The organism is Nocardioides sp. CPCC 206348, assembly GCF_048654705.1.
Taxonomy (GTDB): Bacteria; Actinomycetota; Actinomycetes; order Propionibacteriales; family Nocardioidaceae; genus Nocardioides.
Genome location: NZ_JBMCZA010000191.1, coordinates 2,800 through 24,005, shown reverse-complemented (window position 1 = coordinate 24,005; position 21,206 = coordinate 2,800). Strand labels below are relative to the sequence as shown.

General features: G+C 70.5%; 21 protein-coding genes and 3 pseudogenes. 10 read left to right on the top strand and 14 right to left on the bottom strand.

From position 1 onward, the window contains the following. The 12 genes and pseudogenes from ACOADB_RS16515 to ACOADB_RS16460 all read right to left on the bottom strand — a co-directional run. Positions 1 to 105, bottom strand: a pseudogene (locus ACOADB_RS16515) (hypothetical protein); the annotation flags it as partial. After that, a pseudogene (locus ACOADB_RS16510) lies at positions 60 to 830 on the bottom strand (hydantoinase/carbamoylase family amidase); the annotation flags it as partial. The pseudogenes ACOADB_RS16515 and ACOADB_RS16510, both read right to left, overlap by 46 nt. Next, the gene (locus ACOADB_RS16505; protein ID WP_378600748.1) at positions 827 to 2,056 is read right to left on the bottom strand and encodes a pyridoxal-phosphate-dependent aminotransferase family protein; all 1,230 of its coding nucleotides are present in this window, start codon (positions 2,054 to 2,056) and stop codon (positions 827 to 829) included. The gene ACOADB_RS16505 and the pseudogene ACOADB_RS16510, both read right to left, overlap by 4 nt. Next, complete coding sequence (allB, locus tag ACOADB_RS16500; protein WP_378600745.1) at positions 2,056 to 3,429, bottom strand: allantoinase AllB; 1,374 nt, start codon at positions 3,427 to 3,429, stop codon at positions 2,056 to 2,058. The genes ACOADB_RS16505 and allB overlap by 1 nt, the downstream gene beginning before the upstream one ends. A gap of 4 nt (positions 3,430 to 3,433) precedes the next feature. After that, positions 3,434 to 4,321: a factor-independent urate hydroxylase gene (gene pucL, locus ACOADB_RS16495; protein ID WP_378600742.1), complete on the bottom strand. Its 888-nt coding sequence runs from the start codon at positions 4,319 to 4,321 to the stop codon at positions 3,434 to 3,436. After that, the gene (gene uraH / locus ACOADB_RS16490) at positions 4,321 to 4,638 is read right to left on the bottom strand and encodes a hydroxyisourate hydrolase (protein WP_378600739.1); all 318 of its coding nucleotides are present in this window, start codon (positions 4,636 to 4,638) and stop codon (positions 4,321 to 4,323) included. Before uraH ends, pucL begins: the two co-directional genes overlap by 1 nt. Further along, positions 4,635 to 5,153, bottom strand: coding sequence for a 2-oxo-4-hydroxy-4-carboxy-5-ureidoimidazoline decarboxylase (gene uraD, locus ACOADB_RS16485; RefSeq protein ID WP_378600736.1), 519 nt, complete (start codon positions 5,151 to 5,153; stop codon positions 4,635 to 4,637). Before uraD ends, uraH begins: the two co-directional genes overlap by 4 nt. Before the next feature lie 104 nt (positions 5,154 to 5,257). Continuing rightward, a complete protein-coding gene (locus ACOADB_RS16480; RefSeq protein ID WP_378600733.1) occupies positions 5,258 to 6,187 on the bottom strand; it encodes a threonine/serine dehydratase in 930 nt (309 codons plus the stop codon). Between the two features lie 150 nt (positions 6,188 to 6,337). Next, complete coding sequence (locus ACOADB_RS16475) at positions 6,338 to 6,925, bottom strand: AMIN-like domain-containing (lipo)protein (protein WP_378600730.1); 588 nt, start codon at positions 6,923 to 6,925, stop codon at positions 6,338 to 6,340. A gap of 38 nt (positions 6,926 to 6,963) precedes the next feature. Continuing rightward, a complete protein-coding gene (locus ACOADB_RS16470) occupies positions 6,964 to 8,127 on the bottom strand; it encodes an amidase family protein (protein ID WP_378600728.1) in 1,164 nt (387 codons plus the stop codon). Continuing rightward, positions 8,127 to 9,200: an acetamidase/formamidase family protein gene (locus ACOADB_RS16465; protein WP_378600726.1), complete on the bottom strand. Its 1,074-nt coding sequence runs from the start codon at positions 9,198 to 9,200 to the stop codon at positions 8,127 to 8,129. Before ACOADB_RS16465 ends, ACOADB_RS16470 begins: the two co-directional genes overlap by 1 nt. Positions 9,201 to 9,239: 39 nt before the next feature. Next, positions 9,240 to 10,280 carry a hypothetical protein gene (locus ACOADB_RS16460; protein WP_378600723.1) on the bottom strand — a complete coding sequence of 347 codons (1,041 nt, stop codon included), beginning with the start codon at positions 10,278 to 10,280 and terminating at the stop codon, positions 9,240 to 9,242. A gap of 50 nt (positions 10,281 to 10,330) precedes the next feature. Here ACOADB_RS16460 and ACOADB_RS16455 point away from each other — a divergent pair, with 50 nt between their 5' ends. After that, positions 10,331 to 10,627 carry a hypothetical protein gene (locus ACOADB_RS16455; protein WP_378600721.1) on the top strand — a complete coding sequence of 99 codons (297 nt, stop codon included), beginning with the start codon at positions 10,331 to 10,333 and terminating at the stop codon, positions 10,625 to 10,627. Between the two features lie 3 nt (positions 10,628 to 10,630). Here the strand turns inward: ACOADB_RS16455 and ACOADB_RS16450 are convergent, their stop codons facing one another. Further along, positions 10,631 to 11,671, bottom strand: coding sequence for a hypothetical protein (locus ACOADB_RS16450; protein WP_378600719.1), 1,041 nt, complete (start codon positions 11,669 to 11,671; stop codon positions 10,631 to 10,633). Positions 11,672 to 11,696: 25 nt separating this feature from the next. Here ACOADB_RS16450 and mshB point away from each other — a divergent pair, with 25 nt between their 5' ends. From mshB to ACOADB_RS16415, 7 genes are all read left to right on the top strand, one after another. Next, on the top strand, positions 11,697 to 12,620 hold the full coding sequence (gene mshB / locus ACOADB_RS16445; protein ID WP_378600717.1) for an N-acetyl-1-D-myo-inositol-2-amino-2-deoxy-alpha-D-glucopyranoside deacetylase: 924 nt from the start codon (positions 11,697 to 11,699) through the stop codon (positions 12,618 to 12,620). A 14-nt stretch (positions 12,621 to 12,634) separates the two neighbouring features. After that, the gene (locus ACOADB_RS16440) at positions 12,635 to 13,000 is read left to right on the top strand and encodes a hypothetical protein (protein WP_378600715.1); all 366 of its coding nucleotides are present in this window, start codon (positions 12,635 to 12,637) and stop codon (positions 12,998 to 13,000) included. 10 nt (positions 13,001 to 13,010) lie between these two features. Further along, positions 13,011 to 14,798 carry a VanW family protein gene (locus ACOADB_RS16435; protein WP_378600713.1) on the top strand — a complete coding sequence of 596 codons (1,788 nt, stop codon included), beginning with the start codon at positions 13,011 to 13,013 and terminating at the stop codon, positions 14,796 to 14,798. A gap of 55 nt (positions 14,799 to 14,853) precedes the next feature. Then, positions 14,854 to 15,426, top strand: coding sequence for a 2'-5' RNA ligase family protein (locus ACOADB_RS16430; protein WP_378600711.1), 573 nt, complete (start codon positions 14,854 to 14,856; stop codon positions 15,424 to 15,426). A 31-nt stretch (positions 15,427 to 15,457) separates the two neighbouring features. Beyond that, positions 15,458 to 16,327, top strand: coding sequence for an esterase/lipase family protein (locus ACOADB_RS16425; RefSeq protein WP_378600709.1), 870 nt, complete (start codon positions 15,458 to 15,460; stop codon positions 16,325 to 16,327). Between the two features lie 64 nt (positions 16,328 to 16,391). Next, positions 16,392 to 16,886, top strand: coding sequence for a Zn-ribbon domain-containing OB-fold protein (locus tag ACOADB_RS16420; RefSeq protein WP_378600707.1), 495 nt, complete (start codon positions 16,392 to 16,394; stop codon positions 16,884 to 16,886). Then, entirely contained in the window at positions 16,886 to 18,070 is a 1,185-nt protein-coding gene (locus ACOADB_RS16415) for a lipid-transfer protein (RefSeq protein WP_378600705.1), read from the top strand. Before ACOADB_RS16420 ends, ACOADB_RS16415 begins: the two co-directional genes overlap by 1 nt. Before the next feature lie 7 nt (positions 18,071 to 18,077). On the opposite strand, the gene ACOADB_RS16410 is transcribed toward ACOADB_RS16415, so the two are convergent. Next, the gene (locus ACOADB_RS16410; RefSeq protein ID WP_378600703.1) at positions 18,078 to 18,905 is read right to left on the bottom strand and encodes an adenylate/guanylate cyclase domain-containing protein; all 828 of its coding nucleotides are present in this window, start codon (positions 18,903 to 18,905) and stop codon (positions 18,078 to 18,080) included. A 53-nt stretch (positions 18,906 to 18,958) separates the two neighbouring features. On the opposite strand from ACOADB_RS16410, the gene ACOADB_RS16405 reads away from it, so the two are divergent. Both ACOADB_RS16405 and ACOADB_RS16400 read left to right on the top strand, forming a co-directional pair. Then, entirely contained in the window at positions 18,959 to 20,407 is a 1,449-nt protein-coding gene (locus ACOADB_RS16405) for a magnesium chelatase (RefSeq protein ID WP_378600701.1), read from the top strand. Beyond that, a pseudogene (locus ACOADB_RS16400) lies at positions 20,400 to 21,206 on the top strand (hypothetical protein); the annotation flags it as partial. The gene ACOADB_RS16405 and the pseudogene ACOADB_RS16400, both read left to right, overlap by 8 nt.

The window sequence follows — 21,206 nt, the reverse complement described above, 5'->3', positions numbered from 1 at the left end:
AGGTCGGCGCGCCCGGCGATCACGTTGACCGCACCGGGGAGCACCTCGATCCGCCCGACGGTCGCGATCGTCCCGGCTGCCCTGGCCAGTCGCTCCACGGCCACGATCATCTCGCTGGCGCCGACCAGTGCGTCCCTCCTGCGTTCGTACGGCGTCCCGCCGGCGTGCCGCGCTTCGCCGGTCACCGTGATCCGGAACCGCCGGGCGCCCGCGATCGTCGTGACGTACCCGAGTGACGCGTCGGCCGCTTCCAGGTAGGGACCCTGCTCGATGTGCGCCTCGAGGTAGCCGACGAGGTCCTCGGGGCGCCGGGCCGCGTCGCCGACCTGCCGTGGGTCGAGCCCGAACTCCAGGAAGGCCTGGTGCAGCGTGATCCCGTTGCGATCGCGCAGGTCCCACCAGTCCTCGTCCCAGGTGCCCGCCACGGCCTGGCTGCCGAGCAGGGCCTTGCCGAACCGCGCGCCCTCCTCGTCGCTGAAGCCGATCACCTCGAGCGCGAACGGGAGCTCGGTGTCGCGCAGCCGCTCGGCGACCGCGATCGCCATCACCACGCCGAGCATCCCGTCGAAGCTGCCGGCGTCGGGGACGGTGTCGAGGTGGGAGCCGAGGAGCAGCGCCGGCAGGCCGGGCGTCGCGCCTTCGCGGCGGCCGCAGACGTTGCCCGCGGCGTCCTGCCACACGTGGAGCCCGGCGTCGCGCATCCACCGTCCGGCCAGGGCGTTCGCCGCGCGGTGCTGCGGGGTCAGGTGGGTGCGTTCGAGCCAGGTCTCGGAGGCGGAGATGACGTCGAGCTCCGAGCAGCGGGCGAGGGTGATCTCGGCCGTCGTCATGGTCGTGCCTCGGAATAGACCGCCTGGGCCGCCGTGACCCCGCCGCCGGCCGGGACGCCGACGCCAGCCGTGCGCAGCGCGTGCTCGAGCGCGGCGAGCGTCGTGAGGACCGCATCCTTGCGGGCGTTGTGACCCATCGTGCCGATCCGCCAGACCTTGCCGTGGAGAGGGCCGAACGACGTACCGATCTCGATGCCGAAGTCGTCCAACAGGCTGGCCCTGACCGCGTCCCCACCGGCCGGGCCGAGCTTCTCCGGGATCTCGACGGCGACCACGTTGTGCATCTTGTGGGTGACGTCGCCGAAGACGCTGAGCCCCAGGCCCTGCACGCCCTCGAGCATCGCCCGCCCGTGCAGTGCGTGCCGGGCGACGGAGGCGTCGATGCCCTCGGCCGCCAGCAGGCGCGCGCACTCGCGGGCGGCGTACAACATCGAGGTGGCCTCGGTGTGGTGGTTGAGCCGGCGCGGGCCCCAGTAGTCCATGACCATGGCGAGGTCGAAGTAGTTGGACGCGATCGGCCGGCCGACTGCCTCGTCAGAGGCCTCACGGATGCCCGCCTCGACGTGGCGGCGGGCGTTGATCACGTCGGCCGCCTTCGGGGAGATGGTGATCGGCGCGCTGCCCGACGGGCCACCGAGGCACTTCTGCAGGCCGGCGGTCGCGATGTCGAGGCCCCAGGCGTCGGATCGGAACTCGTTGCCACCCAGCGACGCCGTGGCGTCGCAGTAGAACAGGACGTCGTGCTCGCGGCAGATCGCGCCGATGTCCTCCAGCGGCTGGCACATCGTGGTCGACGTGTCTCCCTGGACGCAGGCCAGGACCTTCGGTCGCACCTCGCGTACGGCGGCCTCGATCGCCTCCGGTGCGAAAACCTCACCCCACGGCACCTCGATGGTGTGCACCTCAGCGCCACAGCGCTGCGCGATCTCGGTGAGCAGGTGGCCGAACCGCCCGAACACCGGCACCAGCACTCGATCACCGGGCTCGATCAGGGACACCAATGCGGCCTCGATGCCCGCGCGGGACGTGCCGTCGACGAGGAAGGTCTGCTCGTTGTCCGTGTCGAAGACCTCGCGGTAGAGGTCCATCACCTCGTTCATCGTGGCCGTCATGAACGGGTCGAACTGCCCCACCAGCGGCGCGGCCATCGCGCGCAGCACCCGCGGGTCGACACTGATCGGGCCCGGGCCCATCAGCAGCCGTGGCGGGGGAGCGATCTCGTCCATCAGTCGGTCCTCTGCAGTTGTGGCCTGGCGAGCATCTGTCCGGTGGCTGCGTTGATCTGCGGATCGTCGCCGAGCAGGCGGCCCCGCAGCAGCGTGTGGGTCACCGCGCCGTCGTACTTCTGTCCGTCGTAGGCGGAGATCGGGTTGCGATGTGCGAGGTGCGCAACGTCGACCTCCCACGCCACGGTGTCGTGGACGGCCAGGTCGGCGTTCGTCCCGACTGCGATGCGGCCCCGGTCACTCAGGCCCACCAGGTCGGCGGTGTTGCGGGCCATCCAGCGACTCACCTGCTCCAGCCCGATCCCTCGGGAGCGGGCCTCGTGGGCGACGGCGGCGAAGCCCACCTGCAGGCCGGAGATGCCGCCCCAGGCCACCTGGAGGTTGCCGTCGCCGGCGCACTTGAGGTCGACGGTGGAGGGGGAGTGGTCGCTCACGATCGTGTCGATGACGCCGGACTGCAGCGCCTGCCAGAGCTCGTTGCGGTTGCCCTCGTCGCGGATCGGCGGGCAGCACTTGAACTCCGGCGCGGCATCGGGGATCTGCTCGGCCGCGAAGCAGAGGTAGTGCGGGCAGGTCTCGACCGTGACCCGCAGCCCCTCGGCCCGCGCGTCCGCGAGCAGGTCGAGGGATCGCGCGCTCGACAGGTGCAGGACGTGCACCCGACAACCCGTCTCGCGGGCACCGTCGAGCAGGTGCCGGATCGCCGTGGTCTCGGCTTCGGGAGGACGGCTCAACAGGAAGTCGGAGTAGGCCCGGCTGGAGTGCTTGGGTGCTGCCTCGAGTACGGCGGCGTCCTCCGCGTGCACGATCAGCAGCCCGTCGAACGCGGCGATCTCGGTGAGCGCTGCGGTCAGCTGGGCGGGACCGAGGTGCGGGAACTCGTCGACCCCGGACGGCGCCAGGAAGCACTTGAAGCCGAAGACACCCTCGTCCCAGAGGGCTTCGAGGGAGCCGAGGCTGTCGGGCACGGCGCCGCCCCAGAAGCCGACGTCGACGCTGAGCTGCCCCGTCGCTGCTGCCCGTTTGGCTGCGAGGGCATCGACGGTCGTGGTCGAGGGGATCGAGTTCAGCGGCATGTCGACCAGCGTCGTGACACCGCCGAGTGCGGCCGCCCGAGTCGCTGTGGCGAAGCCCTCCCAGGCAGTGCGACCCGGCTCGTTGACGTGCACGTGCGTGTCGACGATGCCGGGGAGCAGGTGCGCGGTGTCGGGTAGCTCGAGGACGTCGCCGGTTGGCGGGGCGTCGTACGACGCGATGGCGGTGATGACGCCGTCGTCGATCACCAGCGTGGCGGGGACGAACGCGTCGCCGACCAGCACCTGCCGGCCGCGGACGGCGTCGTACGTCACCGGTTCGGCCATCCGATCAGCCATCCGGTCAGCCTGCGATCCCGGCCCAGGCCCGTGGCTCGGTGGTGTCGTTGCGCGAGAGCGTTGCCGAGATCAGCCCGTACGGCCGGTCGGCAGCGAAGAACACCTCGCCCGGGTTGTCGAGCTCGAACGGCGCGAGGTCGACGAGGAAGTGGTGCTTGTTGGGGCAGGAGATCCGGATCTCCGCGACCTCCGGGCAGGCATCCAGCGTGGCCCTGCCCATCGCGTGGATCGTCTGCTGGAGGGCGAGGCTGTGGGTGGTCGCGAAGGCATCGAGGAGGGCAGTGCGGACCGCCGCGTGCGCGACGTCCCAGTTCACGTCGAGCGGGTCGTAGCGCCAGGTCGCCGAGACACTGGTCGCGAGAATCCGGTCGTTGGTCTCGCCGAGTGAGGTGTAGCGGTCGCGGGGGAAGCCGTGGAACTCGCTGCCCGTGCTCTTGAGCACGACCAGGTCACTGAGCCCGGCGAGCACGAAGGTCTCGTCGCCGTACGTCTGCACCCAGGCAGTCCGGGTGGCCTCGCCGGTGCGCACGAAGGAGTGGCCGTTGGCGGCAAGCCGGTTCCATGCGAACTGCTCGGCGTGGAACCACGTGCCGCTCACCCACGGCTGCTCGCGCCAGTGGTCGGCGAGCACGAGCAGGAACTCCTCGGGGGACTCGACGCCGTGCTCGCGGGCCAGCGCGTAGACGGTGTTCTTCTGGGTGTCGGTCGCATGCACGTGGGCGTTGTCGCCCTCGGTGTAGGCGGTCTCGAAGTCGCCGCGCAGCTGCGTGGTGACGTTGAGGTCGTGGAGGACGTGCTGCTCGGTGTCCCGGTCGACCTTCACGAGCCGGCACTCCGCCTTGCCGTGCTGGAGGTCGGACAGCACGTAGCTCGAGCCGTCGTTGTCGCTCATCAGCTGCCCCGGTAGGTCGTGTAGGAGAACGGACTGAGCAGCAACGCCACGTGGTAGTGCTCCTGGCCCGGCTCGACGGTGAAGTGCAGCGTCACCCCGGGATAGAAGGTCTTGCGCTGCTGCTTGGCGAACCAGGGTCCGGTCGCGAAGGTCAGCCGGTAGTCGCCGGGGGCGAGGTCCGCGTCGAACCGGACCCGCCCGTCCGCATCGGTCACCGCTTCGGCCAGTGCAGCGTCCACCGACGTCAGGAGTACGGCGATGCCGGCTGCCGGTCGTCCGAGGGCGGCGTCGAGCACGTGGGTGGAGCAGGTGCTCACCGAATGACCTCCCGGTCATCGGTGCTGAGAAGGTCGGCCAGGCGCAGCAGCGCGATCTCGCCCAGCTGCTGCCGGGTCACCTCGAGTTCGGTCACGGGGTCATTGTCGAGGCGCTGCTCGAGCAGCGCCAGCATCTCCGCGCCGGTACGCCCCTTGGCCCGCACCAGGTAGATCCGGTCGAACCGTTCCTCGTAGCGGGCGTTGCCGTCACGCAGGCGTTCGGCGAGGTCCTGGTCGGTGGCGTCCACCCCTGCCTGCTCGTTGCGTGAGTGCTCTGCGGTGGCGCTGTCCGGCGCAGGTCGTTCACCGATCCGCGGATGGTCGGCCAGTGCGGCCTCGACGTCGGCCGGCGCCCACCCCACTACCTGGGCGCGGCCGGCGTCGAGAAGCTGGGTCGTGTCGTCGTACGGACGACCGGAGGCGAGGTCGGTGACCCAGGAATCGATGGCCACGCAGGCGCGGAGCGCGGCCTCGACCTCGGCGTCGGGCAGCGCATTGAACTCCTCGATCCGCACGCTGCCCCCTGTCCCTTGGTGCCCCGGTCTTCGCCTGTGGAGACTGAAACTAGATCCTCCCGGTCACAGGCTCGCGAAACAATCGTTTCAGCGACATTACGTGTCTAGAGGGTGGAGGGGTCCGTGTTCGCACCGCAGAGCACGACGACGAACCTCTCGGCCGCTGCGGGTACGTAGGCGCCGCTGGTGAGGGCAGCGAAGGCGGTGGCGGCTCCGTGCTCGACGACGATCCGGTAGGTGTCCCAGAGGATCCGCCGCGCTCGGGTGATGTCGTCGTCGGTCACGAGGACGGACTGCACACCCGTGCGCGTGGCGACGTCGAAGGCGATGTCGCCGATGCGTCGCGCACCCAGGGAGTCCACGGCGATGCCGGACACGTCCACGTCGGTCGGCCTGCCTTCGGCCAGGGCCGTGTGCAACGTCGGGATGGTCAGCGGCTCGACCCCGACCACCCTGGCCCGGCCCTCGGTCGCCGCCGCGACGCCGGCCATCAGCCCGCCGCCACCGACAGCGAGGACGATCGTGTCCACCTCCTGGAGGTCCTCGAGGACCTCCAGGCCCAGGGTGCCTGCTCCCGCCACGATCGCCGGTTGGTCGTAGGCGTGGCAGTAGACCGCGCCGGTGGCTTCCGCGTGCTTGATGGCCGCCTCGTAGGCCATCGCGTACTCCGTCCCGCGGAGCACCACCTGCGCGCCGTACGTGCGAAGCTTCTCGACCTTCACGGCCGGCGCGTTCTCCGGGACGAAGACCGTCGCCGACACGCCGAGAGCAGCGGCCGCGAACGCATTCGCCAACCCGGCGTTGCCGCCCGACGCCACGACGACGCCGACCTTCGGGTCCAGGCTGCCGTCCTCGGCCGCACCGAGGATCCGGTTGAACGCCCCGCGCGCCTTGAACGTGCCCGTGTGCTGGAGGTGCTCCAGCTTGAACCAGCCCGCGCCGCCGAAGCCTGCGTCCATCGTCAGGAGCGGAGTACGACGCACGCGCCCCGCGATGCGTTCCCGGGCCGCCTCGACGTCGGTGCGGGTGATCATCGCTGCTGCCTTCTGCTGGTCCAGTGGGGTACTCGCGAGCCTAGACAGGAGCTGGGAGCGGATCGTCCTGGGCGCCCGCGCGAGATTGGGGTACTTCTGATCAAGCAGGTTGATCAGAAGTACCCCAATCCTGCTGAATCAGGCGCCGGGTCAGTACCAGAGGTGCGCGACATCCACGACGAGCCGGTGCCCGCCGCCGGTGTTGTTCAGGACGAACGCCCGCATCGGCAGCCGGGCGCGCACACCGAGCCCGATCGTGGTCTGCCCCTCGAAGCTCCCGGCCCACGCGACCTGGCGGAAGGTCCGGTAGCCGGAGACGTTGACGAGCTCGCGACGATTGGCGGGCCGGTACGTGAGGTTGCCGTTGGCGTCGTACGCCGGGGCCTTGACGACGACCTGCAGTCGCGCACCGCCCCGGAGCGGCACGACGGCGCCGGATCCGTCCGTGACGACCTGCGAGACGTAGGCGACCCGGTACCCCGGTGTGCCCGTGCCCCGGGCGTTGATGTCGATCACTAGCCGGTCGAAGCAGAGGTGCCGACCGGAACGGACGTTCGTGAGCTGCTTGCTCGTGTACGGCGTTCGCGCCTTCGCGAGCGACCCCCACTGCGCCTCGCAGACCGTGGACGATGCCGTCGGTGCGGAGGTGACCGCCGCGAGCGGCACGATGCTCACCGATACAGCGAGGGCGAGAGCGAGTGGGCGCACCATGCGCCTCAGTTGCTGGGAAGTGTTCATGGCGTCCTCCTTCTGGACACCTGTTGGACGCGGAACGCCTACGCCTGGTTGACGAGATCGAGCAGATCCTTGTCGCGTCCGGGCGCGGCCACCAGGCACACCCCGCACGGCAGCCCGCCGGCGGTGGTGAGAGGCACGGTGACGGCGGGCAGTCCACCGATCCCGGCCAGGCAGGTCAGCGCCAGGGTGGCCTCGCGCGCAGCTTGCAGCCGTTCGCCCAGGCCGGGGCCGAGGTCAGGCGCCACGGTCGGCGCCGCAGGGAGTACGACGATCCGGTCGGCCACCAGGTCGCGGATCACCTCCCGCGCCTCCGTGACCACCGAGCGTGCCGCCGAAGCCTCGCCCTCCGTGACCAGCCGAGCCCGCTCGAACCGGCCACGTACGTCCTCGCCCAGCGTGTCGAGACGACCCTCCAGCCAGACACCGTGGGCCTGCCACGCCTCCCAGCCCTGCAGCGTCACGAACGCATCCCGCCACCCCGGCAGGTCCTCGAGCGGCCACGCCTCGGGCAGTCGCAGGCCCAGGTCCGGCTGCCAGCCGGCGACCGCCGCAGCCACGTCGGCATCCGCCAGGGCGAGCAGCGACGGGACCGTGACCAGTCGCCGATCCTCAGCAGTGACCGACCCCGGCAACAGGACGTCGCCGACCCGCGCCAACAGCCCAGGAGAACGCGTCAGCCAGCCCACCGTGTCGAAGCTCGGCGCCAGCGGCAACAACCCGTCCCGTCGTACGACGTCGTGGCTGGTGCGGATACCGAACAGGCCCTGGTAGGCGGCCGGTACCCGGATCGAGCCACCCGTGTCCGTACCGAGCCCGATCGACGCCTCGCCGAGCGCGACCGCGGCCGCCGAGCCCGACGACGACCCTCCCGGCACCCGGCCGGGAGCGGCCGGATTGGGCGGCGTCCCGTAGTGGGCGTTGGTGCCGGCGAGGGAGTAGGCGAACTCGTCGGTCCGGCTGATGCCCCGCACCGAGGCGCCTGCCGCCAGCAGCGTCGACACGACGGGAGCGGACACCGCAGCAGGCGACGAGGCCGCCAGCCACGCAGGGTTTCCTGCGCCGACGGCGAACCCCGCGACGTCGTACAGGTCCTTGACGGCGACGGTCTCGCCGACCAGTGGGCCCTCGGGAGCGCCAGGCACCAGGGGAGAGCCGACGACCCGCCACACCCGCTCGTCCCACGCCTCGCCCGCGGCGCCCATCACCGCACCTCCGGGAAGTCGCTCTTCCGGATCCGCGCGTGCACGCCCTTCACCAGGTCGACGACCTGGGAGATGTCGAAGTCGGTGGCCGCGCTGAGGTAGGCGTAGGCGAGGTGCGGGGCCATGCCGTAGCGCGCGCCGAGGAGAGCGATCGCCGCCCGCACGCAGTTCTGCAGGGCCACGTCGAGCGAGGGGTCGAGGCCTGTCGGCACCAGATGCTCGGTCGTCTCCGCCAACGGTCCCGCGAGCTCGCCGAAGCGCCGCAAGGCGTCCTCGCGCGGCACCACGTCGAACCGGATCGTCGCCCGCAGCGAGGCCTCCAGTGCGGTGAGTGACACCTCGCCGTCGCCCTGCGCGAAGTGCGGGTCGCCGACGTAGGCCAGCGCACCGTCGACCTGGACCGGGAGGTAGAGGGTGGCGCCCACGGTGAGCAGGTTGATGTCGATGTTGCCGCCGTAGGCGCCGGGTGGAACGGAGTGCGGACGTTCCGCGGCCGCCGACGCGACGCCCATGATCCCGAGGAACGGAGCGAGCGGGAACGACACGACCGGGTCGCCACCCTCGACCAACGGCAACAAGCCGGAGGCGCCGTCGTCGGACACCCGCGTGAAGACCGAGACCGTCTCGCCGCCGGCCGGGAACTCCCCGGGCAACGCACCTCGACCGTGCCGGTTCGACACCACGCCGTACGGCACCCGCGGCAACGTCTCGACGACCGTCATCGCGAGCAGATCGCCCACCCGGGCGCCGGAGACGTGCACCGGCCGCGACACCACGTGCGGCCCGTCGACACCCACCACGTGCGAGACGGTCGAGGACGCCAGGGCGACCGCGTCGGAGAGCACGCCGTCCTCGGCAACACCGTGGCCACCGAAGAACGCACGCGGATCCCGCCCCTGGTCCTCGAGGATCCCCTCGTGGCTGATCGTGTCGAAGGTGACCTCTGCGCCGGACTCCACCGTCAGTGCCGGAGCGTCAGCCGAGCACGGAAGCCGACCCCACAGGACCGTGTCCGGGTCCGCGGGAAGATAGGACGCCGCCCGGATCGGGCCGGTCCCGGGCTGCAGGATCATGGACCGACCCTAGAGCCCCGATATTTCAGGCAAGGTCCATCAGGCCGGCAGGTTCGAGCGCTTCATGCCGAAGATCCAGCGCCGGCGCGGGTGCTCGCTGACCGACCAGAACCGCTTCGTCTCGGGCCACCAGACCAGGTCCTCGGGACCGATCACCGTCGCCCACCGGTGCTCGCGGAAGGAGCCGGGCGCGCCGACGTAGACCGAACCGGGGAAGTAGCCGCTGCGCGACGAGGTCACGTAGTAGACGCCCTCAACGACCGAGACCCCCTGCATCCGGGCCTGACCGCGCTCGTCGATCACGGGTCGCGCCAGCCCCTCGGCGTCGGCGGCCACCAGCCCCGTGGCCGGATCGAGCGGGAACCGCGCCATCCGGCGGGTCTGCTTGCGCGAGCCGTACTCGCCGACGACCAGGGTCGGCTCCGTCGTACTCCGGTCGATGGTGAAGAAGGAGAACCGCAGCTTCGCCTGTCCCTCGTCCGCGTTGCCCCGGTGCGCGAACCGGACCGGCAGGACGTAGCGGTGCCCGAAGGTCTCGTACGACGACCCGGCCGGCACGCGAAGGAGGTCCTCGAGGCGGCAGCTGAAGAAGCCGCGGCCGGTCCCGGCGACGTGCAGGTAGTCGCCGTGCCACACGATGCCGCCGGCGTGCACCTTCAGCGGCTTGAAGCCGGGCTCCCCGTCGACGAGGGTGGGGGTGACCAGCAGCACGTGGCCGTAGCGGTGCCGCTCGAGGTCGATGATGCTGATCCGCGACCCGGCGCCGTGCTTGGAGTACCAGGAGGACGCCAGGACGTCGTGGCCGAAGTCCTCCTTGAAGCCGGTGAGCGCCGAGGTGGTGATGCCCTGCGGCCACCACTCCGGATCCCGCCGGTCGAACGCCTCCCACGTGTAGGCCCGGCTGACCTTGAGCCCGAGCAGGCGGGGCGTGGGTGCGAACGTGCGGCGCAACCTGCCGGTCAGGTCCGGCAGCATGCCCGCGAGGCCGACCCGGCCGCCGCCGTCGGCCGCCAGGGCCGCCGCGAGCGCGTCTATCTCGGCGCCGTTCTCCGCGGTGCGGGTCAGGTGAAGTCCGGCCACGGCCGTCACGCTAGCCCAACCCCAGCGACCTCCTGCGTCATGATGGTCACGTGAGGGGCATCTTCTTCGAGGAGGAGCACGCGCGGTCCGCCGCGCTGGTGCTGGTCCGTGGCGGGTACGCCGCGGAGGTCGTCCGCGAGCGTCTCGCCGGCGAGGACGACGACGAGGGCCACCCGTGGGCGGTCGTCACGGACGCGCCGGAGATCCAGCTCGACATGCTCGTGGAGATGTACGACGGCTGGCTGGACTACGACGAGGACGAGTCCGCGCCGGTCGAACCGCCCACCAGGGCCGGGTTCGTGCTGCCGTTGCCGGACCAGCCGAAGCGGATCAAGCGACCCGAGTGAGGCTCACGCCGGCGAGCAGGCGAACGGCCCTTCGCCGCGCGTCCATGCCTGGGTGATCGGCTGACGGTCGTCGAAGTCCGCCTCGACGACGACGGTGCTTCCGTCGACCTCGGTGTCGAGCTCGACGTCGAGCCCGGCGGCCTTCGCCGGTCCGTCGAGATGGGTCACCAGGCCGTTCTCGTCGTCCGTGGCCGCCTCCTCGTCCCGGAAGAGGCGCACCACCTTCAACCGCTCGTCGGCAGCGGCGAAGTAGCCGATGTTGCGGGGGTGGCCGAGGTTGCCGAGGGCCTGTTCCGCCTGCTCGGGTGTGACCCTTCCCCCGAGCGCTGCCCCGCAGGGCGGGTCGAAGGCCATCGTCGCGAACTCGAGGTCGTCCTGGCTCGGCGCCTGGTCGAGCACGTCGTCGAACCTGCCCGAGTCGGCCAGCGAGTCCTTGTCCTCGCCCACGACGTCGAGCCCCTCGGCGATGTCGCCCGTCACGATGAGGTGTTCGTCGGGAACCAGGGCGACGTTGAGCAGCACGCTGGGATAGCGGCCGCCGATCAGTCCGGTCGTCGCGTCCGCGGACGACAAGTCGGCCGTGAACGTCTCGGCATCGCCCTTCTTCGAGCGTTCGTAGCCGGCGTCCTCGAGGTCGTCGGCGATGGCTTCGAAATCCACGTCGGCGTGGAGCTTGGTCACCCGCACCAGGTCGTCCTCCGACGTCGCGGTCGCCTCCCACTCGACGTCGAACTCGCTGAACGCGGCGTCCTGCATGACGGCGGTCCAGTTGCGGAGCTCGGAGCCGTAGGCCTCCTCCTTCGATGCCTCGATCCACCGGTTGATGTCGTCCTCCGAGGCTCCGGTCTCGAGGTCGTCGACCTCCAGCCGCTCGGCGATCGCAGCCTCGTCGACGAACACGACGCTTGTCGCGTCGTCCGGGAGGTACTCGAGGGCTTCCTGGATCCGCGAGCTGCCGTCCAGCAGCCCGCAGCCACCCAGCCCGGAGGTGGTCAGCACGACGACTGCAGAGACGGTCACGAGGCGCCCGAGCGTGGAAGTCATGGGTCACATCATTACGCTCCAGAGCATGAGTGAAACACCGGCACACCGGCTGCTGCTCGTCCACGCTCACCCCGACGACGAGTCGATCGGACAGGGCGCCACCATGGCGAAGTACGTCGCCGAGGGTCGCGGCGTCACGCTGGTCACCTGCACTGCCGGGGAGATGGGCGAGATCCTCGTGCCCGGACTGGTGCACCTGGCCGCCGATCAGGAGGACGGCCTCGGCGAGCACCGCAAGGGTGAGCTCGAAGCCGCCATGGTCGCGCTCGGCGTGACGGACCACCGGTTCCTCGGGGGTTTCGGCACCTACCGCGACTCCGGCATGAAGTGGCACGAGGACGGCCACGCGGTCGCTGCCGACGACATCCACGACAACGCCTTCTGGCACGCCGACCTCACCGAGGCCGCCACCCAGCTCGTCGCGGTCATCCGCGAGGTGCGGCCGCAGGTGATGGTGGCCTACGACGAGTTCGGTGGCTACGGCCATCCCGACCACATCCAGGCCCACCGGGTCGCGATGTACGGCGCGCAGCTGGCCGCCGCGCCGTCGTACCGGCGGGACCTGGGGGAGGCCTGGGACATCGAGAAGATCTACTGGGGCGCGATGTCGGAGAGCCGGATCCGCGAGGGCCTGCGCTCGTTGCGCGCTGCCGGTGACACGACGACGTTCGAGGGCATGGACCCGGACGGGCCGCTGCCGCCGATGTTCCGTCCCGACGAGGACATCGACTGCGAGGTCGACGCCGGTGAGTACGTCGAGCGCAAGCTCGACGCGCTCCGCGCCCATGCCACCCAGATCACCACCGACGGGCCGTTCTTCGCGTTGTCCAACAATGTCGGCGCCCAGGCCTTCGGACGCGAGCAGTTCCGCCTGGTCAAGGGTGTCGCCGGCGATCCGGGCGACAACGGGTGGGAGACCGACCTGTTCGCAGGCGTCTCCGCCGGGTGAGCTCCGAAGGCGTCATGCCGCTCCCGTGGCGTGCGTTGCTGGCGGTGCCGTGCGTGCTGCTCGGTGTCGTGGTTGCCGTCTGCGCGGTCGCCCTGCACGACTACGCCTGGGGCCTCGCCCTGGGACTGGCGGCAACCGCTGCCACGCTGGTGGCGCTGCCCGCGGGCTGGTGGTCGCGCCTGTCGTTCGCGCTCGGGTGGGTGGCCGTCCTCGTGGTGGTGACCCCCGAGCGCGCTGAGGGCGACGTCGTCGTGTCCGGTGACCTCGACGGCTACCTGTTGCTCGGTGCCGGAATCGCGGTGTTCGGTGCGGGATTCGTCGGTCTGGTCGCGCCCCGGGAGGCCGTTCGCGATTCAGGCCAGTCGGGTACCGCTCCCTAGACTGACGCGCGTGACGAACTGGGAGCCCACCGAGGGCAAGAGCGAGCGCGCCGGCGGCAAGGTCGTTGCCGGTGTCGTTGCGATCCTCGTCGTCCTCGTCGGTGGCGCCTACGCCGGTGCCTACGCGCTGGCCGGGGACAAGGTGCCGCGCGGCACGTCCATCTCCGGTGTCGACGTCGGAGGCCTCAGTCGGGACGCTGCCGTCGAGAAGCTCACGAAGGTCTTCGACCCGCGGGCCGACGCATCCATCGACGTCTCGGTCGAATCGGCATCGGGTAAGTCGGCGGAGGGCAACGGCGCCGCCGTCGAGCCCGGCGACATCGGCCTCCGCGTCGACTACGCCGCGTCGGTCGACGCGGCCGGGGCCGGCTCGAGCTGGAGCCCGGGTCGCCAGTGGGACTACTTCACCGGCGGCACGGACGTCGACGCGGTGGTCACCGTGGACGACACCCTGTTCGACGCGAAGCTCGATGACCTGTCGAAGGGCCTCGGCACGCCGCCGAAGGACGGCCAGGTCAACTTCACCCCCGACGGCGTCGAGACCGTCGAACCGCAGTCGGGCAAGGCCGTCGACCGCGACGCCGCCCGGACCGCGATCATCGACGCCTACCTGGCTGGCGAGAAGTCCGTGTCCCTCCAGGTTGCCGACGCCGAACCCGAGATCGACGCCGCCGACGTGGCCGAGGCCGCCGAGTCCTTCGCCAACCCCGCGATGGCCAACGCCGTCACGCTCGTCTTCGGTGAGAACGACATCAAGCTGGAGCCGCGCAAGTTCGCTGCGGCACTGTCGATGAAGCCCGAGAACGGCGAGCTCGTCCCGGTGGTCGACCAGGCCGTGCTGACCAGGCTGGTCGAGGCTGCGACGACCACCGGCAAGCCGGTCGACGCCACCGTGAAGCTCGTGAAGGGCAAGCCGAAGGTGATTCCGGCCAAGCCGGGCGTCGCCTTCGATCCGGCCGACGTCGCCACCGTGTTCACCGGACTGTTGACCGCACCCCAGGGCTCGCGCAGCGGCGAGGTGAAGGCCGAGGTGACCGACGCCGAGTTCACGACGCAGGACGCCAAGGACCTCAAGATCGTCGAGAAGGTCTCGCAGTGGGTGACCTACTACCCGCACGCCGACTACCGCAACGTGAACATCGGCCGCGCCGCCGAACTGATCGACGGCACCGTCCTCAAGCCCGGCGAGCGGTTCTCCCTCAACGGCATCGTGGGGGAGCGCACCGCCGAGAACGGCTTCACCGAGGGCTACGTCATCAACAACGGCATCCTCAAGAAGGACCTGGGCGGTGGGGTGTCGCAGCTCGCGACGACCACCTTCAACGCGATGTTCTACGCCGGCCTCAAGGACATCGAGCACAAGCCGCACTCGTTCTACATCGATCGCTACCCGGCGGGCCGCGAGGCGACCGTGGCCTGGCCCACCGTCGACATGTCGTTCGAGAACGACAGCCCGTACGGCGTCCTGGTGCGCGCCTGGGTGCAGCCCAGCAGCTACTCCTCCCAGGGCGTCGTCACCGTGCAGATGTGGTCGACGAAGGTCTGGGACATCAAGTCGAAGAGCTCCGAGCGCTACGCCTACGTCGCGCCCGCGACCCGCACCCTCACCACGCCCGACTGCGAGGTCCACACGGGCTCGTCCGGGTTCCAGATCGACGTGACCCGGATCTTCCGCAAGCACGGCGAGTCCACGGTCCACCACACCGAGAAGTTCCACACCAACTACACCCCGGCCGACACCGTCGTGTGCAAGAAGCCCGGTCCGCCGCCACCGGAGGACCCCGAACCGGGGGACTAGTTTCCTTCGGATCCTTCGCGTCGGGCCGATGGGGCTCGATGGAGGGATTGCGATGATGCTTCGAGCGGCATTCGTTCCGCCGGAGGAGGCGGTCGAGGAGTTGCGCGCGCTCGCTGGCCGCTTCGGCTTCCTGCCGGGCGTGCACCCGTTGCCCCTCGACCAGCTCGACATCCGCATCGCGCGGTTGGGCAACCTGCACGCAGCCGACGCGGTCAAGCTCGCCGACAGGTTCCAGGAGTGGCCCGGGGTCGACGTACTCCCCGAGGTGCGGTGGTCAGGTGTGCACCTGGAGCCCAACGGTGACGTGGGAGTCGGCCTGGCCGGGGACCTCGACCGCCTGGCGGAAGTGGCGCGTGCTGTCGGCCTGAGCGCCGAGAAGGTCAATGTGTACGTCGACCGGCGGGCCTTCGTGCCCGTGGCCATCGCGGCCACGATGGACGAGCAACGGCCCGGCTCACGCGTCGGGTCGGCCCTTGCGGGGATGAGCGACGTGGGCGGCACCCCCTGGACCATGTCGGAGGTCGCCCTGATCCGGATCCGCTGGTTCGCCGGGCAGGAGGCGAGCGAGGTCGTGGAGAGGATCCCGATCCCGGTGCTGGAGCCGATCGTCGAACGCGAGGCCGTGTGACCTGCGTCGCAGGGTGTCGTTGATTGCTGATGTGCGCACCCGATACCGGCTCCCGGCCCTGCTGACCTCGCTGCTGACCTCGCTGCTGACCTCGCTGCTGGTCGGCCTGGGTGGCGTGACGGCCGCACCGGCCGGCGCGGACACGATCCTGCCGCCGCTCCCGACCGCGCCGGACGGTGACATCCCCGGGGTCAACATCTGGACCTGCAAGCCGAGCGCCGCGCGGCCGACGCCGGTGATCCTCGTGCACGGCACGCTCGGTGACCGGACGCACCTGCTGGAGAACCTCGGCAAGGCCATCAAGGCCAAGGGCTTCTGCGTCTACTCGCTCGACTACGGCAACCGCGGCACCAACGACATCGTGAAGTCCGCCGGCGAGCTCAAGGCGTTCGTCGCAAAGGTGCGCACCTCGACCCGGGCCGCGAAGGTGTCCCTGGTCGGGCATTCGCAGGGCGGCATGATGCCGCGGTACTACATCAAGTTCCTCGGTGGTGCGCCCTACGTCGACGACCTCGTCGGCATCGCGCCGTCGAACCATGGCACCCGTCTGATCCCGGCGCTCAACCCGCTGGCGGACGTGCTGCCCGGCCTGATCTGCGTGGCCTGCCAGCAGCAGGCCCAGGGATCGCCGTTCCTGGTGAAGCTGAACGCCGGCGACCAGACCCCCGGATCGGTCAGCTACACCCAGATCACCACGAAGTACGACGAGATCGTGGTGCCGCACACCAACGGCTATCTCGCGGCCGGGCCGCTGACGACCAACGTCACGATCCAGACCAAGTGCCGATGGTCCATCTCCGAGCACGTCCTGATCCCGGCCGACCGGGCAACGATCAGCTACACCCTCAACGCACTGACCCGTCCCGGCCCGGCGCTCGCGACGTTCACTCCTGCCTGCTGAGACCGCGGTGGTCGCGCCCGTCGCAACCGGCTAGAATAAGAACACGTTCTAGTTCAGGAGTGCCATGACCGCCACCCCCGTCAGCCCCGTCATCGAGGGCTGGTTCACCACGGGCGCGGAGCCCCGGCTGCTCGCGTCCCGGTGCACCAGCTGCAGCAACGTGGTGTTCCCGCCGGTCTCCTCCGAGGCGAGCGCCGCGGCGTTCTACTGCCGCAACCCTGCCTGCGACGGGGAGCAGTACGACGCCGTCGAGCTCTCGCCCCGCGGCACGGTCTGGTCCTACACCGACGCCCAGTACCAGCCGCCGGCGCCGTACGTCCCCGCCAGCGACCCGTACCAGCCGTTCGCGCTGGCCGCCGTCGAGCTGCCCGAGGGCCTCGTGGTCCTCGGCCAGGTGGCCGACGGGTACGGCGTCGCCGACCTCGCCGTCGGTGCCGAGGTCGAGCTCGTGATCGAGACCCTGCACACCGACGAGACCGGGGAGCGCACCATCTACCGCTGGAAGCCGGTGGGTTTCGAGGCTCGCTCCGCTCGCACCTCGACCACCGAGGAGGCCTGATGTCTGTCGTGATCGCCGGGGCCGGCATGCACCCCTGGGGCAAGTGGGGCAAGAACTTCGTCGAGTACGGCGTCCACGCGGCCCGGGCCGCCCTCAACGACGCCGGCGTCGCGTGGTCCGACGTCGACTTCGTCGTCGGCGGTGAGACCGTCCGCAACGGCTACGCCGGGTACGTCGCCGGCTCGACCTTCGCCCAGGCGCTCGGCTGGAACGGTGCGCGGATCGCGACGTCGTACGCCGCCTGCGCCACCGGCGCCCAGGCCATCGACACCGCGCGCACCCGGATCATGGCCGGACTGTGCGACGTCGCCCTGGTGGTCGGTGCCGACACCACGCCCAAGGGCTTCCTCGCCCCGAACGCAGGCGAGCGCTGGGACGACCCGGACTGGCTGCGGTTCCGGCTGCTCGGCATGACCAACCCGGCGTACTTCGCGCTCTACGCGCGCCGCCGGATGGACCTCTACGGCGCGACCAGCGAGGACTTCGCCCAGGTCAAGGTCAAGAACGCCCGCCACGGGCTCGAGAACCCGAACGCCCGCTTCCGCAAGGCGGCCACGATCGCTGACGTGCTCGCCTCGCCGGTGGTCTCGGACCCCCTGCACCTGCTCGACATCTGCGCAACGTCCGACGGCGCCGCTGCGGTCGTGCTCGTCAGTGCGGAGTACGCGAAGAAGCACGGCATCGCGTCACCGGTGAAGGTCGCGGCGGTCTCGACCGTCACGCCGACGTTCCCGAACACCGTCATCGACATGCCCCTGCTGTCGACCGACTCGTCGGCGCTCACCGGCGTGCCCGAGCGCACCTTCAAGGAGGCGATCGGCCAGGCCGCCTACGAGGAGGCGGGCATCGGCCCCGAGGACGTCGACGTGGCCGAGGTCTACGACCTCTCGACGGCGCTCGAGCTCGACTGGATCGAGGACCTGCAGCTCTGCAAGCGCGGCGAGGCCGAGGTCCTGCTGCGCGCGGGCGACACCACCATCGGTGGCCGGATCCCGGTCAACCCGTCCGGTGGCCTTGCGTGCTTCGGCGAGGCGGTGCCGGCCCAGGCGATCGCCCAGGTCTGCGAGCTGACCTGGCAGCTGCGCGGTCAGGCGACCGGTCGTCAGGTCGAGGGCGCGAAGGTCGGCATCACGGCCAACCAGGGCCTGTTCGGCCACGGCTCGTCGGTGCTGCTCACCGTCTGATTCCGGGCTAGGGAGCAGGCGGCAGGATCCGCCAGATGACGTGCTCGCCGGTGAGGCCCTTGAGCTCGACCGTCTCGAGCTCCTCGAGCCGGACGGCGGCGTCGTCGTCCAGGGCTTCCCGGACGGCGTCGCTGGCCAGGATCTCGTCGCCCTGGGCGAGATCGGCCACCCGTGCGGCCATGGCCACGTTGCGTCCGAAGTAGTCCCCGTCGAGGGCGACCACCTGGCCGGTGTGGATGCCGATCCGGATGTGGATGCCGCCGTACCGGCGCAGGGTCGCGTCGCGCGGCAGGTCCCGCTGGATGGCCAGCCCGGCCCGGCAGGCGGCTTCGGCGTCACGGAAGGTGACCATGTAGCCGTCGCCGGCGGTCTTCACGACCTGGCCGCGGTACTGCTCGATGCGGGTCCGCAGCACGCGGTCGTGGGCCGCGAGGACCTTCACCCACGCGGCGTCCCCGAGCCGGTCGTTCAGGGGCGTCGAGTCCTTGATGTCGGAGAAGAACAGGGTGACGGTGCCGTCGGAGGCGGCCATGTTGAGGATGTCGGCGCGGGCGTCGTCGCTGGCCCAGTTCTGCAGGTCCTCGATCGTGCCCTGGATCAGGCCGCTGATGCCGTGCACGCGGACCCGCGACGCCGTCCGCAGCACACGACGGACCGTCCGCTCGGCCGAGCTGCTGGGCGGAGGTGGCCGGAGTGCGGCGTCGAGGTCCGATTCCAGCTGGGTGATGTGGTGCTGCGCGTCGGCGAGCTGGGCCTGCAGGCTCGCCCGGCCCCGGGCGAAAAGGACGATGATGCCGAGCAGCAGCACGCACACGACGCCAAGGACGATGACCACGTCCGAAGCGTAGAGCGCAGACGGCCGTTGTGTGTCCGCAGTAGCGTGAGACGGTGACCACTCCGGCTCCCGCGTCCGCCCCCACGACGGCCCCCACCCTTGCCACTGTCGGCGCGCTGCGCGCCTCCGGCCATGTCCAGAAGTCCCTGCGTGTCGAGCTTCGCGAGAACCTCCTCGCCCGACTCCGTGCCGGCGAGGACCCGTGGCCGGGCCTGCACGGCTTCGAGGACACCGTCATTCCCCAGCTCGAGCGGGCAATCATCGCCGGCCACGACATGGTGCTGCTGGGGGAGCGCGGCCAGGGCAAGACCCGGCTGCTGCGCACCCTGGTCGGGCTGCTCGACGAGTGGACGCCCGTCATCGACGGCGCCGACCTCGGGGAGCACCCGTACGAACCGATCACGGTGGCCTCGCGGCGCCGCGCCGCCGAGCTCGGGGACACGCTGCCCATTGCGTGGCGGCACCGTGAGGAGCGGTACGCCGAGAAGCTGGCCACGCCCGACACCAGCGTCGCTGACCTGATCGGCGACGTGGACCCGATGAAGGTCGCCGAGGGCCGGTCGCTGGGTGACCCCGAGACCATCCACTTCGGCCTGATTCCCCGCTCCCACCGGGGCATCGTCGCGATCAACGAGCTGCCCGACCTCGCCGAGCGGATCCAGGTCGCCATGCTCAACGTGATGGAGGAGCGCGACATCCAGATCCGCGGCTACGTCCTCCGGTTGCCCCTCGACGTGTTCGTCGTGGCCTCGGCCAACCCCGAGGACTACACCAACCGTGGCCGGATCATCACGCCGCTGAAGGACCGGTTCGGCGCCGAGATCCGCACGCACTACCCGAAGGAGCTCGCTGCCGAGATCGCCGTGATCCAGCAGGAGGCAGACCTGCTCGCCGACCAGGTGATCGTCCCGGGGTTCCTCGTCGAGATCCTGGCGCGCTTCACCCGCAACCTGCGTGACTCCAGCGCCGTCGACCAGCGCTCCGGCGTCTCGGCCCGCTTCGCGATCGCCGGCGCCGAGACCATCGCCGCGGCTGCGCTGCGCCGGGCGACGATCGAGGGCGAGGACCACGCAGTGGCCCGCGTCGTCGACCTGGAGACCGCGGTCGACGTACTCGGGGGAAAGATCGAGTTCGAGTCGGGCGAGGAGGGCCGGGAGACCGAGATCCTCACCCACCTGCTGCGCACCGCGACGGCCGAGACGGTGCGGGAGAAGTTCCGGGGCCTCGACCTCGCCCTGCTCGTCGGCGCCATCGAGGACGGTGCCACGGTCACGACCGGCGAGCGGATCGGCGCCCGCGACCTGTTGAGCGGGCTGCCGGTGCTCGGGGAGTCGGACCTCTACGACCAGGTCTGCGACCGCGTCAACGGCGCCGGCAGCGGTACGACGGACGGCGAGCGCGCCGCCGCCATCGAGCTGGCGCTCGAGGGACTCTTCCTGGCCCGCAAGATCGGCAAGGACCAGCACATCGGCAGCACCGGTTCCGAGACCGTCTATGGCTAGATACCTGCGGTACGACGGCGGCGACCCCCTCGCGCCACCCGTCGACATCGCCGAGGCGCTCGACGCCATCGGCGAGGACGTGATGGCCGGCTACAGCCCGGAGCGCGCGATGCGCGAGTTCCTGCGTCGCGGCGGTCAGGACCAGGCGGGGCTCGATGACCTGGCCCGCCGGGTGGCCGAGCGGCGCCGGGACCTGCTGCAGCGCAACAACCTCGACGGCACCCTGCAGGAGGTGCGCGAGCTGCTGGAGAGGGCGGTCCTCGAGGAGCGCAAGCAACTGGCCCGCGACGCCCTGATGGACGACGGCGACCGCGCGTTCCGCGAGATGCGCCTGCAGAACCTGCCGGACTCGCCGGCAGCCGCGGTCACCGAGCTGGGCGACTACGACTGGCAGTCCAGCGAGGCCCGGGAGGCCTTCGAGCAGATCAAGGACCTGCTCGGTCGCGAGCTCCTCGACCAGCGCTTCGCCGGCATGAAGCAGGCACTCGAGAACGCCACCGAGCAGGACCGGCAGGCGATCAACGAGATGTTGTCCGACCTCAACGACCTGCTCGAGAAGCACGCGTCCGGCGAGGACACGCCTGAGGACTTCCAGGAGTTCATGGACAAGCACGGACAGCACTTCCCCGAGAACCCTCAGAACATCGACGAGCTCCTCGACACGCTCGCCCAGCGGTCGGCCGCCGCCCAGCGGATGCTCAACTCGATGACGCCCGAGCAGCGCGCGGAGCTGATGCAGCTGTCGGCCCAGGCGTTCGGCTCGCCGACCCTGATGGACCAGCTCGACCGTCTTGACCAG

What these genes read in the sequence shown, in the direction of transcription:
- ACOADB_RS16505 (WP_378600748.1), bottom strand. Translation starts at nt 2,056, where the DNA reads ATGGACGAGATCGCTCCCCCGCCACGGCTGCTGATGGGCCCGGGCCCG.
- allB (WP_378600745.1), bottom strand. Translation starts at nt 3,429, where the DNA reads ATGGCTGATCGGATGGCCGAACCGGTGACGTACGACGCCGTCCGCGGC.
- pucL (WP_378600742.1), bottom strand. Translation starts at nt 4,321, where the DNA reads ATGAGCGACAACGACGGCTCGAGCTACGTGCTGTCCGACCTCCAGCAC.
- ACOADB_RS16480 (WP_378600733.1), bottom strand. Translation starts at nt 6,187, where the DNA reads ATGATCACCCGCACCGACGTCGAGGCGGCCCGGGAACGCATCGCGGGG.
- ACOADB_RS16475 (WP_378600730.1), bottom strand. Translation starts at nt 6,925, where the DNA reads ATGAACACTTCCCAGCAACTGAGGCGCATGGTGCGCCCACTCGCTCTC.
- ACOADB_RS16470 (WP_378600728.1), bottom strand. Translation starts at nt 8,127, where the DNA reads ATGGGCGCCGCGGGCGAGGCGTGGGACGAGCGGGTGTGGCGGGTCGTC.
- ACOADB_RS16465 (WP_378600726.1), bottom strand. Translation starts at nt 9,200, where the DNA reads ATGATCCTGCAGCCCGGGACCGGCCCGATCCGGGCGGCGTCCTATCTT.
- ACOADB_RS16450 (WP_378600719.1), bottom strand. Translation starts at nt 11,671, where the DNA reads ATGACTTCCACGCTCGGGCGCCTCGTGACCGTCTCTGCAGTCGTCGTG.
- mshB (WP_378600717.1), top strand. Translation starts at nt 11,697, where the DNA reads ATGAGTGAAACACCGGCACACCGGCTGCTGCTCGTCCACGCTCACCCC.
- ACOADB_RS16440 (WP_378600715.1), top strand. Translation starts at nt 12,635, where the DNA reads ATGCCGCTCCCGTGGCGTGCGTTGCTGGCGGTGCCGTGCGTGCTGCTC.
- ACOADB_RS16430 (WP_378600711.1), top strand. Translation starts at nt 14,854, where the DNA reads ATGCTTCGAGCGGCATTCGTTCCGCCGGAGGAGGCGGTCGAGGAGTTG.
- ACOADB_RS16420 (WP_378600707.1), top strand. Translation starts at nt 16,392, where the DNA reads ATGACCGCCACCCCCGTCAGCCCCGTCATCGAGGGCTGGTTCACCACG.
- ACOADB_RS16415 (WP_378600705.1), top strand. Translation starts at nt 16,886, where the DNA reads ATGTCTGTCGTGATCGCCGGGGCCGGCATGCACCCCTGGGGCAAGTGG.